Consider the following 15,304-nt stretch of genomic DNA (forward strand, 5'->3'; position numbering starts at 1 on the left):
CGGTGGCTACTGTGTGCGGGCGAGGTCATGAATAAACAAGTGACACTGAAGTTCCAGCTGCTGTCATTGTCAGGTCATGCCCGCTAGGAACCGGCGCTTGCAGCGTCATCTGTCATGGCCCTTGAGCACGTCCGACATCAGTAATGCACTGGAGTCGCGCATGGCTCAGATCAGCAGGGTGTGGTTCGACACCGATCTCAGCCATGACGACCTCGTCCTGCGCATTGCCTGGGTTCCGCAGCTGACTTCCAACTACGGTGGATCCGGGTTGCCCAGCTCCATGATCGGTCTCCAGGTCCGCGTCCTTCCGGTCAGCCCGACCGAACGCGCTGCCACCCGTGAGATTCTGCGGCGCGTGGCGCTGCCTCAACTCGACGCCTGGGCCGCACAGGCACTGTGTGCCGATGAGACATGGCGGCTGATGCGACACCACCGATGCTGGTACGTCGCCGATGGTCAGCTCACCCACCAGGACGGGTGATTCACTCAGCCCATCGCCGCCGCACCGCTCACGTCCGGCTCCGCTCGAGTTCGAGTGGACAACTACTGGTTGGGCGCCGCCAGGAGGAGGGCGAAGCGGGCGGTCGGGTCGGTCCACCAGTGGTGGACGGTGAGGCCGTGGGCGTGGAGTTCGGTGGTGAGGGTGTCGCGGCGGAACTTGTGGGCCCGTTGGGTGCGGATGTGCTCGCCTGCGGCGAGGTCGAGGGAGATGTCGAGGTCCGGGATGGTGACGGTCTGGGGGGTGCGGGCCCGCAGGCGCATCTCCATGCGCTCCGGTTCGGGTTCCCACAGGGCGACGTGGTCGAAGGCGTCAGGGTCGAAGTCGGCACCGAGTTCGCGGTTGAGGACGTGCAGCACGTTCCTGTTGAAGTCGGCGCTGACGCCGGTGGTGTCGTCGTAGGCCCGGACCAGCAGGTCCGGGCTCTTCACCAGGTCCGCGCCCAGGAGCAGGTGGTCGTCGCTGCCGAGCGTGCCGGCCAGGGTTCGGTAGAAGGAGCGCCGTTCGTCGGGGTCGAAGGCGCCGATGGTGCTGCCGAGGAAGCTCAGCAGGCGCGGACCGGGCTCGGCGGGGTCGGCGGCGGTGGCGGCGGGCAGGCCGGTGTCGTAGTCGGCCACCGTGGCGGTCACGTCGAGGCCGGGGTAGTCGCGGCAGATCGCCTGGCCCGCCTCCTTCACCGCGCTGGCGCTGACGTCGAGGGGGGCGTAGCGCCGCAGGGTTCCGCCTGCGGTCAGGGCGTCCAGCAGCAGTCGGGTCTTGCGGGAGGAGCCGGAGCCCAGCTCGATCAGGGTGGTGGCGCGGGTGATCGCGGCTATCTCGGTGGCCCGCTGGGTCAGGATCTCCTGCTCGGCCCGGGTCGGGTAGTAGTCCGGGAGCCTGGTGATCTGCTCGAAGAGGTCGCTGCCGCGCTTGTCGTAGAGCCACTTCGCCGGAAGGGTGCGCGGTACGGCGCTCAGGCCGGTGCGGACGTCCTGGTGCAGGGTGCGGGTGAAGTAGTCGGCGGGCAGTCGGTCGTCGACGGTGAGGCGGCTCTCGGTCATGGGGCGCGGGGTCCTAGCGGTCGGAGCGGGTGGCCGGCGTGGTGCGCCAGGGTATCCCCGGGTCGTTGCGGCAGTGTGAAGATCACGGCAGCAGGAAGCCCCGGCGTCCGGACGGACGTCGGGGCTGGACCGGCGGCGGTGGGGCGGGGGAGTCGTGGGCCGGAGTAGTGACCCGCGCGGCTCCCGGTCAGCCCTGGCGGGCCTTGTAGCGGGGGTCGCGGCGGTTGATGACGAAGACGCGGCCGCGGCGGCGGACTACCTGCGCGCCCGGCTTGGCCTTCAGCGAGCGAAGCGACTGGCGGACCTTCATGGGCGGTTCCTCTCCTCGTGCTGTGCCCATGTCAACGAGGATGGGGGTTCCCGTATTCCGCCGCCCGCCCCACCGGCGGGGACCGTCCCTGCCGGTGCAGGGTCCCTACCGGTGCAGGTGCTGCTGCCAGTCCCGGGGCACCCGGCCGGCCGGGCCGGGGGTGGGCTGGTCGAGGGGGTGGTGGTCGGGGGTGGCCAGGGCCGGGCCGCTCTCGTAGAACTGCTCGTCCGGGTAGCTCCAGAACCAGTCCTCGCCCGGTTCGAAGCTGGTGATCACCGGATGGCCTGCGGCGGCCGCGTGTGCGCTGGCGTGCTGCGAGGGCGAGCTGTCGCAGCAGCCGATGTGGCCGCACTGCGCGCAGCGGCGCAGGTGGAACCACCATCCGCCGGCGGCGTCGCACTCTGCGCAGCCGGCACCGCTGGGCGCCGCGGTCGGGTCGATCGCCGGAGTGTCGGTCATGTGGCAGCTTCTTCCTGGTCGGGATCGTGTGCGGTCAGCGGCAGCGCCACCCGGAACAGGGTGTCGCCCGGTACGGATTCGACCCTAAGGTCCCCGTGGTGGCGGTGCACGACGATCCGCCAGGAGATGTCGAGGCCGAGGCCGGTGCCCTCGCCGACCGGCTTGCTGGTGAAGAAGGGCTCGAAGATCCGGCCCTGGATGTCCGGGGGCACCCCGGGGCCGGTGTCGCGGAAGCCGACCACCGCCTGGTCGTGCTCCACCCGGGTGCTGATGGTCAGCGTGCCGTGCCCGGCCATGGCGTACAGGGCGTTGTCGATCAGGTTGGTCCACACCTGGTTGAGCTCCGCGGCGAAGGCTGGGACCCGGGGCAGCGAGCGGTCGTAGTCGCGCACCACGGTGACGCCGGGGCCGATCTTGCCGCCCATGATGACCAGGGTGCTCTCCAGCAGCTCGTGCAGGTCGACCTGCTGGTAGGGGGCGCGGTCCAGCTGGGAGTACTGCCGGGCGGCGCCCACCAGCGAGGAGATCCGCGAGGACGCCGCCTCGATCTCGGACAGCAGCAGCTCGGTCTCCACGCCCTGGACCAGCCAGCTCAGTGCCTTCGGCAGGTACTCGGCGCCGACGGCCGCCTCGACCTGCTCCAGCCAGTCGGAGTCCAGGCCGGCCTGGACCAGCACCGGGGCCAGCTCCCAGCCCTCGGCCACGTCGTGGTCGTCCAGCCAGTCGGTGAGGGCGTCCTCGCGGTCGGAGGCCTCCAGCGGGCCCAGCACCGGCTGCCCGGCGGCGGCCCGCACCGCGTCGTCCTGCAGGTGCACCAGTTTGTCCAGCGCCGCGCCCTTGTCGGAGCTGGCGGCCAGCTCGCCGAGGGCGCCGCGCATCTGCGCGACCCGCTCCCGCAGGGCCGCGGTGGCGCGGACCGCCGCCGCGGCGGGGTTGTTCAGCTCATGGGTGAGCCCGGCCGACAGGGTGCCCAGCGCCAGCAGCCGCTCGCGCTGGCCGACCGCCTGCTGCAGCGTCTTTGTGCCGAAGAAGAGGCCCTCCAGCAGGTGTTCGGCCATGGGGAACCAGTCGTGCATCAGCGAGGCGAAGTCGTGGGCCGACAGCACGAAGAACCGAGAGGGCACGACCACCCGCATCGAGTTCACGTACACCTGCGGCACCTGCTCGCCCAGGTAGGCCTGGAAGGCGCCGGAGTAGACGCCGGGGCTGGAGCTGCGGTTGACCTCGATGTCGTCGGGGCCGACCCTGCGGGAGAGCACCACGGTGCCCTCGACCATGACGTAGAAGCAGGTCGCCGGCTCGCCCTCGGCGTACACCGGGCCGGGCTCGAACGTCTCGACCCGGCCCACCCGGCACAGCCAGGCCAACTGGTCGAAGGTCAGCTTCTCGAACAGGAACAGCGAGCGCAGCTCCTCCGGCGAACAGTTCACCCCGCTGACCCCGCCCGTCCCGCCGGTCCCGCCGGTCCCGCCGGTCCCGCCGGTCACAGCTTGTCCAGGTAACGGTGGACGAACATGACCGCCATCGAGCCCTCGCCGACCGCCGAGGCGACCCGCTTCGCGGACTCCGAGCGGACGTCGCCGGCCACGAACACACCGGGCACGCTGGTCTCCAGATGGTGCGGCGGACGCTCCAGCGGCCAGCCGCCGGAGCGCTGCCCGGCCTCGCCCAGGTCGGGTCCGGCCAGGATGAAGCCGTGGTCGTCGCGCACCACCACCCCGTCCAGCCAGTCGGTCATCGGCACCGCACCGATGAAGACGAACAGCCACTGCGCGTCGACCTCCTCGGTGTCGCCGGTCGTGGTGTCGCGCAGGGTCAGCCGTTCGAGGTGGTCCTCGCCGTGGGCGGCGACGACCTCGGTGTGGGTGCGGACCGTGATCATCGGGTCGGCCTCGACCTGCTGGATCAGGTAGTGCGACATGGAGGCGGTCAGCGAGTCGCCGCGCACCAGCATGGTCACCGACTTGGCGCCCCGGGACAGGAAGACCGCGGCCTGCCCGGCCGAGTTGGCGCCGCCGACGATGTAGACGTCCTGGCCGGCGCAGCCGACCGTCTCGGTCAGTGCGGAGCCGTAGAAGATGCCGCAGCCGATCAGCTCCTCCATACCGGGGGCGGCCAGCTGCCGGTAGGCGACGCCGGTGGCCAGGATGACGGTGTGGGCGGCGATGACGCTGCCGTCCGCGAAGCGGACCGTGCGGGCCGAGCCGCAGACCTCGAAGCCGGTCACCTCGCGGGCGGTCAGGATCTCGGCGCCGAACTTGACGGCCTGGCGGCGGGCCCGGCCGGCCAGCTGGGCGCCGGAGACCCCGTCCGGGAAGCCCAGGTAGTTCTCGATCCGGGAGCTCTGCCCGGCCTGGCCGCCGGTGGCGGTGCGCTCGATCAGGACGGTGCGCAGGCCCTCGGAGGCGCCGTAGACGGCCGCGCCCAGGCCGGCCGGGCCGCCGCCGATGACGATGAGGTCGTAGAAGTCGGCGGCGGGCGTGGTGGACAGGCCGACCCGCTGGGCCACCTCCTCGTTGCTGGGCTCCACCAGTGCGCCGCCGTCCGGGGTGATCACCACCGGCAGCCGTTCCCCGTCCTCACCGGCGGCCGCCAGCAGGTGTCTGCCCTCGGCCTCGGTGACCGAGTACCAGCGGTAGGGGACCTGGTTGCGGGCCAGGAACTCGCGGACCTCTGAGGAGCGGGCCGACCACCGGTGTCCGACCACCTTGATCTCGTGCACCTCGGGCGGGTCAGTGGCCTGCCAGGCCTTGAGCAGGCTGTCCAGCACCGGGTAGAGCTTCTCCTCGGGCGGGTCCCAGGGCTTGAGCAGGTAGTTGTCGAGGTCCACCACATTGATGGCGTCGATGGCCGCGCCGGTGTCCGCGTAGGCGGTCAGCAGCACCCGGCGGGCCTGGGGGTAGATGTCCATGGCCGCTTCCAGGAACTCGATGCCGTTCATCTCCGGCATCCGGTGGTCGGCCAGCAGCACCGCGACCGGTTCGCCGCGCAGCTTCATCTCCCGCAGCGCCTCCAGCGCCGAGGGGCCCGACTCGGCCCGTACGATGCGATGGTCCTCGCCGTAGCGACGGCGCAGGTCCCTGGCGACCGCCCGGGACACCGACGGGTCGTCGTCCACGGTCACGATCACCGGTCGTCTGGTGCTCTCCGGTCCGGTTGTCGTCGGCATCGCGGCTCCGCCCTGTCGTCGGATGTGCCCCGGCCCGCAGGTTGTCCCAGGGCCCGGTTCCTACGCTATCCGCTCGGGCGCGGCTGATCCTGGCGTCGTGTGAGCAGGTGCGGCGAATGGGGTCCGGAACCTGTGAATCATGGAACCGGGGCGTGACGGATCCCACAGTCTGTTGTGGTTTCAATCAAGGTCTGCCTACCTTTCTGGCATTCGCACTTAAGCGGAACCAACAACTCCGGAACGCCGAGTCCTGCCGCCGGAGGAGTTGCGACCCACATACCGCACCACGGCAGGAGCGGGGGAACCAGGTAAGTCGCCGCGCCGACGCTCGTCGTCGACGCGGCTTGGGGTGAAGCCGTGCTGCGCACGGCCGGGCAACTCCAGCCCGAATCCGACAGCTCACCTCGTAGGCGTGGGAGAGGAAACGCTGCTTCATGCTGTCCGTCCACGGGCGTCACCGCGCCACGAAGACCCGACGCACCACCGCCCAGCGCCTCATCGCCGCCACCGGCCTGGCTGGCGTCGGCCTGGCCGTCCCGCTGGTCACCGCCACCACCGCCTCCGCCGCGACCGTCTCCACCTGGGACAAGGTCGCCCAGTGCGAGAGTTCGGGCGACTGGTCCATCAACACCGGCAACGGCTACTACGGCGGTCTGCAGTTCTCGGCGTCCACCTGGGCCGCCTACGGCGGCACCCAGTACGCCTCCACCGCCGACCAGGCCACCAAGGACCAGCAGATCGCGGTCGCCGAGAAGGTCCTGGCCTCGCAGGGCCCGACCGCCTGGCCGGTCTGCGGGCCGCAGGCCGGTCTCACCCAGGGCGGCGCCGCCGCCTCGGTGGACACCTCGTCCTCCTCCAGCTCCTCGTCGAGCTCCTCCTCGGACTCGTCCAGCAGCTCCTCCTCGGACTCGTCCTCGTCCAGCTCCGCGTCCACCGACTCCTCGTCCTCGGACTCGTCCTCCTCGACCACCGCGAGCAGCGGCAGCTACACCGTCGTCGCCGGCGACTGGCTGTCGACCATCGCGGCCAAGGAGAACGTCTCCGGCGGCTGGCAGCGCCTCTACGCGCTGAACCGCTCGGTGCTCACCTCGGGCCCCGACGTGATCTACCCGGGCCAGAAGCTGACCCTGGGCAGCTCCTCGGCCTCGTCCTCCAGCAGCAGCTCGGACTCGGCCACTGACGCTTCGGCCACCACGTCCAGCAGCGATTCGAGCAGCTCCTCGTCCAGCAGCTCCTCCTCGAGCAGCACCACCGCGAGCGACGCCTCCTCCAGCTCCTCCAGCACCGGGATGGCCGCGGCCGCCTCCTTCGCCCTGTCGAAGGTCGGCGAGTCCTACGTCTACGGCGGCACCAGCGACGCCGGCTGGGACTGCTCCGGTCTGGTCCAGGCCGCCCTGGCCAAGGCCGGCATCTCCGCCCCCCGCACCAGCGAGGAGCAGGCCGCCGCCAGCACCCGGGTCTCCCTGGACTCGCTCCAGGTCGGCGACCTGCTGTTCTGGTCCAGCGACGGCACCGCGTCCGGCGCCTACCACGTGGCGATCTACGTCGGCAACGGCGAGTACGTCGAGGCCGCCAACCCCAGCTCCGGCGTGAAGACCGACACCATCAGCAACTGGGCCCCCGACTTCGCGGGCCGCATCAGCTGACGCAGCACCACCCTCTCCACCCCTCAGGGGCGCGGCCGACCCGGCCGTGCCCCTGAGGGCGTTCCGGGTGCGGTCACCCTGGGAACTCGCCCACGCTCAGCCGCAGTTCGCGGAAGCGGTCGGCGATGGCGGCCAGGGTGTAGTGGGCGTTGAGGCCGCTGGGATTGGGCAGCACCCAGACGGCTGTTCCGCCGAGGGATGCGGGCTGCGGGCCGACCACGGCCTTGGGGGCGTCGAAGGCCACCCGGTAGGCACCGATGCCGAGGACGGCCAGTGCCTGGGGGCGCAGCCGCTCCACGCGCTCGCGCAGTGCCAGGCCGCCGTCCCGGTACTCCTCGGCGGTCAGTTCGTCGGCCCTGGCGGTGGTGCGGTCGACGACATTGGTGATGCCCAGACCGAAGGCCAGCAGTTCCTCCTGCTCCTCCGGCTGTAGCCGGCGCGGGGTGAAGCCGCTGAGGTGCAGCGCGGGCCAGAAGCGGTTGCCGGGGCGGGCGAAGTGGTGGCCGGTGGCTCCGGACCACAGTCCCGGGTTGATCCCGCAGAACAGCACCCGCAGTCCGGGGGCGATCACGTCGGGGATGGTCAGGTCGGGGGCGGCGGCGAGCTGCTCGGCGGTGGGCTTCACGCACGACAGTCTGCACGCTGCGGCAGCGGTCCGTGGAACGGCCCCTCCGCTGCGTTAGCATCCAGGTGCGCCGCCAGCCGGCCGCCAGCCGAAGGAGATTCCGCACCATGCCCGACCAGCCGGACCCGCTGATCGCGGGCGTCGACGCCCTGCTGGCCGCGGTGCAGTCGGGCCAGGTCCTGCCGGCCCCCGAGGAGCGGGTGCGGCTGCGGCGGGCTGCCGGGCTCACCGAGGCCGCGGTGGCGCAGGCGCTGCGGACCCGTCCGGCGTCGGTGCAGGCCTGGGAGGAGGGCCGCAGCGAGCCGTCGGGCGACAAGCGGGAGGCCTACCGGCGGTTGTTGGAGGGCCTGGCGGAGCGGTTCCCGGCTCCGGCCGAACCAGCGGCCGGCGCGCAGGGGCCTGCGTCTGTCGTCGTTCTCGCTCCCGCACGCCCCCAGCCGACGACCGCGCGCCGTGCCCCGGCCCCGTCGGCCGCCGCCGAGGAGCCGGGTGAGCGTCGCTTTGCCAACGGTCCGCTGCTGGTCCTGGACGGCGACGGGACCGCCTACGGCATCGGCGGTCTGGTCCTGGACTGCCCGGCCCGTACCCTTCCCGCGCTGGTGGAGTGGGCCCTGGAACAGGCGCAGATCGGCTCCCCCCGGCTGCACCGCTCCGGCCGGGACGGCGACCCGCTGGTCGTGCTCACCGCTGCTGTCGCCGAATCGTTGGGACTGCCGCCGGAGTTGGCCGACCGACGCGGTCTGCGGCTGCCCGACAACCACCCCGTCATCAAACAACTCTCCAAGGCCAAATGGCAGTTGACGAAGCGTGGGTTCGGGCCCTGGGCCCGGATCTACCGCCCTGCCGAGGGCGGTCGGCGCCGGTGCGTCCAGCTCGCGGTACTGCCCTGGGAGGCGCTGGACACCCGCGCCTGGAACGACGCCGCCACCCTGCCGCCGCCCGAACTCGCCCAGGTGCTCGGCGACTACGCGACCCGGGTGATCACCCCGCGCGGCTCCACCGCTGTCTCCGGCCTGGAGTTGATGTCCGCGCTGCGCCCGCCCACCCGAGCGGTGCGCGGGGAGGACGGCGTCTGGCAGTCGGGACCGGTCCCCGGCTCGCTCGCGACCGCGGTCGACCCGGCCCCGCCCGAGGCCCCGGACGAGCACCCGGTCGCGGTGGGCCGGGCCGAGGGCGAGGTCCTCGACGAGGAGGCCTACGAGTGGATCCGGGACCCGGAACTGCTCACCGACGCCGAGTGCGCGCTGCCCTGGGCGGTGGGCGTGGACGTCAACATGGCCTTCGCCGCCGCCGCCAACCGGCTCAACCTGGGCCTGGGCGCCCCGGTCCACGTCCAGCAGCCGGCGTTCGACAAGACGCTGCCCGGGTCCTGGTTCGTCGACCTCTCGCACATCTCCTTCGACCCCCGGCTGCCCAACCCGTTCACCCCCGACGGCGAGCAGCCGCAGGGTCCGGCCTGGTACGCCACCCCGACCGTCGCCTACGCGGTCGAACTCGGGCACGACGTCCGCCCGTTGGAGGGATGGCTGCGCCCGGAGCACGGCCCCTACCTGGACCCCTGGTACCAGCGGCTGCGGGACGCCTACCTGGCCACCATGGTCGAACTGGGCGTCACCTCGGGGATGGAACCGGCCGAGTTCCTGTCCGCGATGGAGCAGCACAAGCAGCACGACCCGGGGCGGGCCGCGGTGCTGTCCGCGATCAAAGCCACCGTGAAGGGCGGTATCGGCAAGCTGCGTGAGCGTCCCCAGGGCGCCCGGCACCGGCCCGGCGAGCGCTGGCCCGCGCTGGAGCGGCCGACCTGGCGCCCCGACATCCGGGCCGCGGTGATCTCGGCCGCGCGGATCAACATGCACCGCAAGATGCTGGCGCTGGCCACCAAGGCCGACCTCTACCCGGTCGCGGTGCTCTCCGACTGCGCGGTCTACCCCTCCCCGGGGCCCTCGCCGCTGGACGTGCTGCCGTACGACCCGGCCACCGGCAAGCCGATGCCGGGCGGGTTCCGACTGGGCGTCAGCCCGGGCATGGTCAAGCACGAGGGCAGCCAGTCCTTCCTCTGGGCGGCCCAACTCCTGGACCAGGCGCACAATCCGGCCCGGCACATCAAGGGCACCGACGCCGCCGCAGGCGGGGAGTAGGACACCGCCATGGGGACGATCGGCGACAGCCTGGACCGTGCGGCCGAGGACACCTTCACCCGGAAGCCGCCGGTCTCCACCGCGGCCCGGGTCGGCTTCCTGGTCAAGCAGTTGGGCACGACCAGGGCCACGGCCCAACTACTGGGCGTCTCCCAGCGCTCCGTCGAGCGCTACCTCAAGGGCACCCGCAGGCATCCGCCGCAGGCCATCGCCACCCGGATCGACGCCGAGGTGAAGCGCCGCTGGCAGCCGCTGATCCGCAAGCGCGCCGTCAGGCGGGCGGTCGACACCGGAGGCATCACGGTGGAGACCCGCGCCCGCTTCGGCTTCACGGCCGCCCCGGGTTCCACCGACGACCCCCGCCTGCGCCGGATCACCGAACACCTGCCCCCCTCCTACGCCCAACAGCTCTTCGACGCCCACGCGTCGGGAGCCACCGAGCAGCAGTTGGCCGCGATCGTCGCCCAGGGCCTCCAGGAGATGTACTTCAAGGACCGCGGCCGCCGCGCCCAGGGCCTGGTCGTCGACCTGAACACGATCGACTACCTGGACCTGTCGTACTGAGGCACCCATCCCATTGCTCGCGCACTCACCTCGGCTCAGCTCACCTCAGCTCAGGGCGTGGGCGATCGCGGTGCGTGCGGCGGCCAGTTCGTTCTCGATCGCGGCAACCTCGTCGGCGCCGACGGCGACCGTGGGTTCGCTCGGCGGCAGTTGTTGTACATAGGTGAGACGCAGGTGTGTCGGCGGGTGGGTGGAGTCCACCGCAGAGTCGTCGAGTTGGGACACCAGCAGCCGTCGGGCCCGCTCGCTGGGTGGAACGGACGCAAGGTGCTCCCGCAGTTCGGTCCAGAGGTCCTTGGTCTCGCGTCGGTCCGGCCCCCTGCTGTCACGGCGGCTGCGGGGCAGGGAGGCCGTGCTCATCCTGCGCTTCTGCCGCACGTGCTCGACGACGCTGCCCATGGTCAGCGCCTGCAGGAGTTCGGCGGTGCAGTCCGGGCCGGCGACGCGCGCCGAGAGCGCGTCGGCCAGGTACTCGGCGCGCCGTCCGGACAGCAGGGTGAGCCGGGTCAGCACGCGATGGGCAAGCAGGGTGAGTTCGGCGAAGACGGCCAGTAGGGCTCGGGCGACCATCTCGCCGAGACTGGCGATTCCGCTCTGGGCGCTGGCGCGCCCGCGTCCGGGGACGACCATGCGGCGTCCGGGCCGAAAGAGGTAGTACCACTCCCGTAGCGAGGCCAGGGCAGTGCCGACCCACAGCCCCTGCCGGGAGTCGCCGTTGGCGCCGTGGCCCAGTTCGTGCCCGAGCAGGGCCAGACGCTGGCCCGGGGTGAGGACCTCCCAGAGCGGCAGGCCCAGGGACAGCATCACCCGCCTGCGCGCCCCGGTCCTGAGATAGGAGGCGTTGTACGAGCCGTTTACGACGATCACCGAGGGTGCTGCGGTGCCCAGTTCCGCGGCGACGCGTTCGGTCAGCGCATACAGGCGCGGGGCCGCGGCCGGGTCCAGGGTGAGCATGCTCCTCCGCGCCTTGCGGTTCGGCCCCAGCCGGGGACGCTGATGGACGGCGAGCAGGAGCGCCAACACGCCCAGCCCGCGCGCCACCCAGCTGGGATAGAAGAGCAGCCAGACACCGCCGACTGCCAGTGCAAGCGTGACGAGGTGGACCAGTCCGGCCATCGCGAAGGCACCGATCCTGGCCATGCTCAGTGCCCGGTGGGTTGAGGGGTCAGCGGTGACCTTGCGGTAGAGGCGTTCCTCGGCCTGGGTGTTGAGCTTGCGCAGGAGCCGGTCGGTCCGCCCTTTGGCCTGGTTGCCGCCGGGGTTGGCGTTCCAGCCGCAGGACGGGCACCACTGGACGAAGCGTGGATCGCTGGTGAGATCCGAGCCGCAGGATCTGCAGCTGACACGGGGTGTGCTGGTGGTGGTCACAGACGGGGATCATGCCGTACGGCTCGTCGAGGCCCGCGTTCGGCCCGGGGTTCGAGACCTGGCCTGTGGGCGACCCGTAGGCCGCCCACAGGCCGCCCGCACGGCGCGGGTTCGGTCCGGGATCAGATGGTCGCCGTGAGGGTGACCGGGATGTTCCCGCGGGTGGCGTTGGAGTACGGGCAGACCTGGTGGGTGGTCTGCACCAGCTGGTCGGCGGTGGCCTGGTCCAGGCCGGGCAGGTGTGCGGCGAGCGCGACCTCCAGGGAGAAGCCGCCGTCGTCCAGGGTGACCAGGCTCACCGTGGACCGGACGGTCGACTCGCCCAGCTTCAGCTTCTGCTGAGCCGCTATCAGGCGCATCCCGTTGTGGAAGCAGGCGGCGTAGCCGGCCGCGAAGAGCTGCTCGGGGTTGGTCCGGTCGCCGCCCGGGCCGCCCATCTCCCTGGGGACCGCGAGGAGTTCGTCGAGCACCCCGTCGTCGGTGCGGACCTCGCCGTTGCGGCCGTCGCCGGTGGAGAGGGCTTCGGTGGTGTAGAGCGTGGACATGGGGTCTCCATTCACAGGTGTTCTCAGAGGTGTTCGGAAAGGGTGGTCGGGTGGTCGGTGGCCGGACGGGGGTGCGGGTCCGGGTCCGGGGCGGTGGCCTGGGCGAGGAGGGTCAGTGCGGTCTGCGAGGCCGAGCCCGCCGCGGCCGTGACCGCGACCAGCCGCTGTCCCTGCTCGTCGGGGACCTGCACGGCCTGCTGGGTGACGTCGATCGGGCCGACCAGCGGGTGCCGCATCCGGTAGTCCGCCAGGTCCCAGGCGCGGACCCGGTGTTCGGACCACAGGTCGGTGAACTCCGGGCTGTGCATCACCAGTTCGCCGATGAGGGCGGCCAGCAGCGGGTCGTCGGGATAGCGGCCGACGGCCAGTCGCAGTCTGCCCACCGCGTCCCTGGCCTTCTTCGGCCAGTCCTCGTACAGCTCACGGGTGTGGGCGTCCCGGAAGACCAGTCGCGCGGTGTTGGGACGCCGGGCCGGGTCGTCCGGGCTGCTCGGGTCGAGGTGTCCGGCGAAGAGCGCGTGCCCGGTGCGGTTCCACGCCAGTACGTCGCTGCGTCGGCCGAGGACGATCACCGGGGTGTCCCCGAAGGCGTCGATCAGCCGCCGGGTCGCCTCGCTGACGTGCTCGGGCGCCGGGGCCCTGCGGGCCCGGTCCCGGCCGGCCATCCGGCCCACGCCGGCCAGGTCGTACAGGTGGCGGTGCTCGGTCTCGTCCAGGCGCAGCGCCCGGGCGAGCGCATCCAGCACCTCCACGGAGGCGTTGAGGGAGAGACCCTGCTCCAGCCGGGTGTAGTAGGACTCGCTCACCCCCGCCAACCGGGCCAGCTCGTCCCGGCGCAGACCCGGCACCCGCCGCCGCTCGTCGAACTCGCGCAACCCGACGTCCGACGGCTTCAGCAGCGCCCGACGGGTCCTCAGGAACCGTCCCAACTGCGACTTGCTCTTCATGGGTTCGAGTATGGGCAGGGGCGGCGGGGCGTGCCTGCCCCTGTCAGTGCCAGGCAGCTCCGGTATAAGTGATCACAGGGATGCCTTGCTCGGGCGAGGGATGAGGGGGTGGCCACGATCGAGGCGGCGGGGAACCTCTACGCGTATCGGGTGCGGGGGTGTGGGCGCAGTGGTGTGGTGCTGTGGATCGGTGGCCGGGGCGACGATCCCGACCAGGTGCTGGCGCTGCCGGCGGCCGGTGGGCGGCGACTCCCGGTGTTTGTGACGGTTCGGCAGGCGCGGATGTATGTGCGCCGCCGTGGACGAGTGTTGGGCACCCCTGGTGTCAACACGCTGGAACTCCGGCGTGTCCAGCACTGGTCGGCGGATCCGGTGCGCCGGCAGACGCCGCCGGGTGCGGTACTGGAGGCCTGGAACTTCTTCGAGGATCTGGCCCGGGGACTGGGCTCGGCCCATCGACTGCCACGGCAGGGGCCGGTGCACGACGCGGCCTATCGCAAGCTGTTCGAGGGCGAGTGCTCCGCATGGTCATCTGATGAGCGCCGGGCCGCCCTGGAAGTGGTCCGGGCGGGTGTGGAACTGTGGGACTTCTGCCCGGTGATCGTCAAGCCGCGCTGAGGCAGTCGCTCAGGACGTCGGGTCGGCGGCGGGTTCCGTGTCGTCGGTGTCGTCGGACAGGCGTTTGACCACGGCGAGGGTCCAGGGGATGCCGAAGAGGAGGGCGAGGGCGATGCCGAGCACGAGTGGGGCCGGGCGGGCGGCGCCGACGACCAGGCAGAGGACGGCTGCGGCGACGCAGGTGCGGGACAGGGGGCGGTAGAGCCCTTGGGTCGTGCGCCAGATCTGGAGCGAGGAGGCCAGCACCATCGTCATGCAGAGCACGACGGCGGCGCCGGCGCAGAGGACCCAGGCGGTGGCGGCGGGGGTGCGGCTCTCGTGGGCGTACTCGACCAGGTCGACCATCGCGGCGCCCATGGCGGCCACCGCGGCGGTGAGCGGCAGGTGGACCAGCATCCACTGCAGGGTGCTCGCACGGGTGGGCCTCGGCAGCCGGTGGCCGGCGAAGTCGAAGTAGGTCCACCAGGAGCCGAAACCGACGACGACGGCGACCAGCCCGACGGCCAGGGTCAGCGCGTTGGAGGTCTCGTGGGCCAGTCCCTCGACCACCCCGGTCACGTTCTCGCCCAGCACGATGATGATGAACAGGCCGAACCGCTCGGCGAGGGCGTCGGTGACGCTGAGCGCGACCGCCCGTTCCGGGATGGACCTGCCGATCACGACCGTGAAGCCCACCAGGTAGGCGACGGCCAGCAGGCCCCAGGTCAGCACGCGCGGGCCCGCCGGCAGGACGGCACTGGCCCCCAGGACGGCGGCGCAGACGGCCGTGCCGGTCACGAACAGCATGCTGGGACGGCGGTACTCGGGGCTGTCGCCGCGCGCGGCGAGCAGCCAGAGCAGGGCCAGCACCGCGAAGAGCACCCCGGCGTCCACGGCGAAGGCGAATCCGCGTGCGCCGCCCGCGTCGGGGATGAAGGCGCCCAGCGGTACCAGCACCAGGATCTGCAGCAGGAACATGATCCGGCCGCGGGCGTCCTCGCGGCCGTGCAGTTCGTGGTGCAGGCTGCCGTTCAGCCAGGCGATCCACACCAGCGTGAACACCGCGGCGAACAGGCCCAGGCCGTGCCAGTCCAGGTCCCCGGCCAGGTGCTGGGCCGCCTGGGCCACCAGCACGACCACGACCAGGTCGTAGAAGAGTTCCAGCGGGCCGACCACGCGCTCGCGCGGCTGCTCGCCGTGGGCGCGCGGGGGCTGCCACAGCTGTCGGCGCAGTCGGGCCCACTGCTCCTGTCGCGAGGTCATTCCCGCAGCGTAGAGGGCTGGCGGAGGAAGGGTGCGGATCTGGATCGCAGGCGTGCCGTGGCGTGCCGCGGCGCACCGAACGGGCGCCGTCGCAGAAAACTCATCAAGAAACTTGGCAAAGTTACTTGAGTAGT

Annotated in this window: 15 protein-coding genes and 1 riboswitch; of the genes, 5 read left to right on the forward strand and 10 right to left on the reverse strand. The window is 71.7% G+C overall.

The genetic code is table 11. From position 1 onward, the window contains the following. The first annotated feature begins 160 nt into the window (after nucleotides 1-160). Nucleotides 161-481, forward strand: coding sequence for a hypothetical protein (locus tag ABUW04_RS09565; RefSeq protein WP_051725407.1), 321 nt, complete (start codon nucleotides 161-163; stop codon nucleotides 479-481). 62 nt (nucleotides 482-543) lie between these two features. On the opposite strand, the gene egtD is transcribed toward ABUW04_RS09565, so the two are convergent. The 5 genes from egtD to ABUW04_RS09590 all read right to left on the reverse strand — a co-directional run bounded on the left by egtD (nucleotide 544) and on the right by ABUW04_RS09590 (nucleotide 5,477). Beyond that, nucleotides 544-1,539, reverse strand: coding sequence for an L-histidine N(alpha)-methyltransferase (gene egtD / locus ABUW04_RS09570; RefSeq protein WP_380564046.1), 996 nt, complete (start codon nucleotides 1,537-1,539; stop codon nucleotides 544-546). Between the two features lie 187 nt (nucleotides 1,540-1,726). Beyond that, nucleotides 1,727-1,849, reverse strand: coding sequence for a type B 50S ribosomal protein L36 (ykgO, locus tag ABUW04_RS09575; RefSeq protein ID WP_030255193.1), 123 nt, complete (start codon nucleotides 1,847-1,849; stop codon nucleotides 1,727-1,729). 105 nt (nucleotides 1,850-1,954) lie between these two features. Beyond that, complete coding sequence (locus ABUW04_RS09580) at nucleotides 1,955-2,308, reverse strand: UBP-type zinc finger domain-containing protein (protein WP_030255191.1); 354 nt, start codon at nucleotides 2,306-2,308, stop codon at nucleotides 1,955-1,957. After that, nucleotides 2,305-3,738: an ATP-binding protein gene (locus ABUW04_RS09585; protein ID WP_380564544.1), complete on the reverse strand. Its 1,434-nt coding sequence runs from the start codon at nucleotides 3,736-3,738 to the stop codon at nucleotides 2,305-2,307. The genes ABUW04_RS09580 and ABUW04_RS09585 overlap by 4 nt, the downstream gene beginning before the upstream one ends. 53 nt (nucleotides 3,739-3,791) lie before the next feature. After that, entirely contained in the window at nucleotides 3,792-5,477 is a 1,686-nt protein-coding gene (locus ABUW04_RS09590; RefSeq protein WP_380564047.1) for an FAD-dependent oxidoreductase, read from the reverse strand. A gap of 267 nt (nucleotides 5,478-5,744) precedes the next feature. Beyond that, a riboswitch (cyclic di-AMP (ydaO/yuaA leader) is annotated at nucleotides 5,745-5,905 on the forward strand. Between the two features lie 6 nt (nucleotides 5,906-5,911). Here ABUW04_RS09590 and ABUW04_RS09595 point away from each other — a divergent pair. After that, nucleotides 5,912-7,123 carry a transglycosylase family protein gene (locus ABUW04_RS09595; RefSeq protein WP_063757518.1) on the forward strand — a complete coding sequence of 404 codons (1,212 nt, stop codon included), beginning with the start codon at nucleotides 5,912-5,914 and terminating at the stop codon, nucleotides 7,121-7,123. A 73-nt stretch (nucleotides 7,124-7,196) separates the two neighbouring features. Here ABUW04_RS09595 and mug read toward each other — a convergent pair whose 3' ends face one another. Further along, a complete protein-coding gene (gene mug, locus ABUW04_RS09600) occupies nucleotides 7,197-7,748 on the reverse strand; it encodes a G/U mismatch-specific DNA glycosylase (RefSeq protein ID WP_380564049.1) in 552 nt (183 codons plus the stop codon). Between the two features lie 107 nt (nucleotides 7,749-7,855). On the opposite strand from mug, the gene tap reads away from it, so the two are divergent. Then, nucleotides 7,856-9,886, forward strand: coding sequence for a telomere-associated protein Tap (gene tap, locus ABUW04_RS09605; RefSeq protein ID WP_380564051.1), 2,031 nt, complete (start codon nucleotides 7,856-7,858; stop codon nucleotides 9,884-9,886). Nucleotides 9,887-9,895: 9 nt separating this feature from the next. After that, entirely contained in the window at nucleotides 9,896-10,450 is a 555-nt protein-coding gene (gene tpg / locus ABUW04_RS09610; RefSeq protein WP_380564053.1) for a telomere-protecting terminal protein Tpg, read from the forward strand. 45 nt (nucleotides 10,451-10,495) lie between these two features. Here the strand turns inward: tpg and ABUW04_RS09615 are convergent, their stop codons facing one another. The 3 genes from ABUW04_RS09615 to ABUW04_RS09625 form a co-directional block, all read right to left on the reverse strand. Beyond that, the gene (locus ABUW04_RS09615) at nucleotides 10,496-11,818 is read right to left on the reverse strand and encodes a M48 family metalloprotease (protein WP_380564055.1); all 1,323 of its coding nucleotides are present in this window, start codon (nucleotides 11,816-11,818) and stop codon (nucleotides 10,496-10,498) included. Nucleotides 11,819-11,940: 122 nt separating this feature from the next. Further along, nucleotides 11,941-12,363 (reverse strand): organic hydroperoxide resistance protein, encoded by a 423-nt coding sequence (locus ABUW04_RS09620; protein WP_380564057.1) that lies wholly within the window; start codon nucleotides 12,361-12,363, stop codon nucleotides 11,941-11,943. Nucleotides 12,364-12,386: 23 nt separating this feature from the next. Then, nucleotides 12,387-13,310: a helix-turn-helix domain-containing protein gene (locus tag ABUW04_RS09625; protein ID WP_380564058.1), complete on the reverse strand. Its 924-nt coding sequence runs from the start codon at nucleotides 13,308-13,310 to the stop codon at nucleotides 12,387-12,389. Nucleotides 13,311-13,418: 108 nt separating this feature from the next. On the opposite strand from ABUW04_RS09625, the gene ABUW04_RS09630 reads away from it, so the two are divergent. Further along, nucleotides 13,419-13,928 carry a hypothetical protein gene (locus ABUW04_RS09630; RefSeq protein WP_380564060.1) on the forward strand — a complete coding sequence of 170 codons (510 nt, stop codon included), beginning with the start codon at nucleotides 13,419-13,421 and terminating at the stop codon, nucleotides 13,926-13,928. A 9-nt stretch (nucleotides 13,929-13,937) separates the two neighbouring features. Here ABUW04_RS09630 and ABUW04_RS09635 read toward each other — a convergent pair whose 3' ends face one another. Next, nucleotides 13,938-15,170: a low temperature requirement protein A gene (locus ABUW04_RS09635; protein ID WP_380564061.1), complete on the reverse strand. Its 1,233-nt coding sequence runs from the start codon at nucleotides 15,168-15,170 to the stop codon at nucleotides 13,938-13,940. Nucleotides 15,171-15,304: the final 134 nt, after the last annotated feature.

This window comes from Streptacidiphilus jeojiensis (assembly GCF_042510965.1).
In the GTDB taxonomy this organism is placed as follows: domain Bacteria; phylum Actinomycetota; class Actinomycetes; order Streptomycetales; family Streptomycetaceae; genus Streptacidiphilus; species Streptacidiphilus jeojiensis.

Coding starts and splice junctions, on each gene's coding strand:
- ykgO (WP_030255193.1), bottom strand. CDS start 1,849: ATGAAGGTCCGCCAGTCGCTTCGCTCGCTGAAGGCCAAGCCGGGCGCG.
- ABUW04_RS09595 (WP_063757518.1), top strand. CDS start 5,912: ATGCTGTCCGTCCACGGGCGTCACCGCGCCACGAAGACCCGACGCACC.
- ABUW04_RS09620 (WP_380564057.1), bottom strand. CDS start 12,363: ATGTCCACGCTCTACACCACCGAAGCCCTCTCCACCGGCGACGGCCGC.
- tpg (WP_380564053.1), top strand. CDS start 9,896: ATGGGGACGATCGGCGACAGCCTGGACCGTGCGGCCGAGGACACCTTC.
- ABUW04_RS09580 (WP_030255191.1), bottom strand. CDS start 2,308: ATGACCGACACTCCGGCGATCGACCCGACCGCGGCGCCCAGCGGTGCC.
- ABUW04_RS09590 (WP_380564047.1), bottom strand. CDS start 5,477: ATGCCGACGACAACCGGACCGGAGAGCACCAGACGACCGGTGATCGTG.
- egtD (WP_380564046.1), bottom strand. CDS start 1,539: ATGACCGAGAGCCGCCTCACCGTCGACGACCGACTGCCCGCCGACTAC.
- ABUW04_RS09625 (WP_380564058.1), bottom strand. CDS start 13,310: ATGAAGAGCAAGTCGCAGTTGGGACGGTTCCTGAGGACCCGTCGGGCG.
- ABUW04_RS09635 (WP_380564061.1), bottom strand. CDS start 15,170: ATGACCTCGCGACAGGAGCAGTGGGCCCGACTGCGCCGACAGCTGTGG.
- ABUW04_RS09565 (WP_051725407.1), top strand. CDS start 161: ATGGCTCAGATCAGCAGGGTGTGGTTCGACACCGATCTCAGCCATGAC.
- tap (WP_380564051.1), top strand. CDS start 7,856: ATGCCCGACCAGCCGGACCCGCTGATCGCGGGCGTCGACGCCCTGCTG.